A 1,301-nucleotide genomic window follows, 5' to 3' on the forward strand; every position below is an offset into this window, starting at 1 on the left:
TTATAATTTGTTCATAGTTTGGAGCCTTGTAGCGCCACTTTTCCGAGTTACTCAAGCCGTATCTCGGTTTTTTTTATCTATTTTATCCAACCAGCTTCAAATCTTGCCTAAATATCAAACACTTTAATGAAAATGATGCATTTTTAACGTATAAACATAAGTATTCAATCTGTCGTTTAAAACATCAATCATTTACGACGAAGACAGCCAGGAGTAAATAATGAAAAAAGCCATGCTATTAGCAGGACTGATCGCATCAACAGCGTTAGTCAGCGGTTGCTCAGATAATGAAGTTGGTGATGTATCTCTTGGAGTTTTCACCACCAAAGATATTAAATTAAATACTTTAGTGGACCCGTTAGTACCGGGGGTGACTTGCCATATTGCTAGTATTGAGGCCGATTTAAGTCTTGCAGATCCTTCCGATTCATCTATCTCATGCCGTCAAACAGGTGAAATTACCCCTGAGATGATCGCAAGAATTGATAAATCTAAATCCGGTGAAGTAGTATTTAAGAAATCGAAAAGTATCTTCTTTAAAACAATGAAGATCCGTCGTATTTACGATCCTGAATCTGAAACATTGATGTATTTGTCATACTCAACAAAAGAAACATCAGGTAGTTATAAACATAGCTTATCTACTGTGCCACTTTGGGGAACCAAAGCTTACGTAGCTAAGGATATCGCCACTCCAGCAGCACAATAAAACAAAGACCATCCGCAACATATCTATTTTGTTGCGGATTTTTTATTCCTATTATGATCTAAGCAAAAGAAAAACTTAAAATTTATTAAAGCGCCCTTTGATCATGATAGAGCCTAACAGCGCCATCACTAAACCACTTAGCAATACCACAAAATTCTTATGTCGCTCGGCAGCCATCACTTTTTCAGCATAATTAGTATTTGAGAAATCAGTGCTACTCGCATGAATATAAGACCCCATTTCAAGCAGTACATGCTCTTGTCCAACCATGCCACTTAATGAAATGCTTGCCCATACCAATGAAACAATACCAATTGAAATTGAAATAAAACCCCAGCTTTGTTTAACGTCCATATCCGAGCCTGTTGATGATAACCTATAAAAACATAGTTTTTTATTAAATAACGGAGAAATACACTTTGTGGTGTATAGAATATTAAGAGAGAGCTCTCTTCGGTTGCATAGAATATTATAATAATGCGCTAAAAACAAATTAGTACAGCTAATGCTAATATTGCTCATATTTAAACCGATTATATTTATACAAGCCTTTCCCCCACTCCAATTAAATAGACAACCTATTGTTTTAATT

General features: G+C 35.6%; 2 protein-coding genes. One reads left to right on the plus strand and one right to left on the minus strand.

The annotated features are described in order from the left end of the window. Window positions 1–220: 220 nt before the first annotated feature. Window positions 221–709, plus strand: coding sequence for a CreA family protein (locus E5A76_RS17560; protein WP_107166113.1), 489 nt, complete (start codon window positions 221–223; stop codon window positions 707–709). Between the two features lie 75 nt (window positions 710–784). Here the strand turns inward: E5A76_RS17560 and E5A76_RS17565 are convergent, their stop codons facing one another. Continuing rightward, window positions 785–1,063: a molybdenum cofactor biosynthesis protein gene (locus E5A76_RS17565; RefSeq protein WP_161119723.1), complete on the minus strand. Its 279-nt coding sequence runs from the start codon at window positions 1,061–1,063 to the stop codon at window positions 785–787. Between the last annotated feature and the right edge of the window lie 238 nt (window positions 1,064–1,301).

Origin of the sequence: Photobacterium lucens (assembly GCF_009873615.1) — a bacterium.
Lineage (GTDB): Bacteria > Pseudomonadota > Gammaproteobacteria > Enterobacterales > Vibrionaceae > Photobacterium > Photobacterium lucens.

Excerpts from the sequence above, each read along its gene's own strand:
- E5A76_RS17560 (WP_107166113.1), top strand. The coding sequence starts at position 221 with ATGAAAAAAGCCATGCTATTAGCAGGACTGATCGCATCAACAGCGTTA.
- E5A76_RS17565 (WP_161119723.1), bottom strand. The coding sequence starts at position 1,063 with ATGGACGTTAAACAAAGCTGGGGTTTTATTTCAATTTCAATTGGTATT.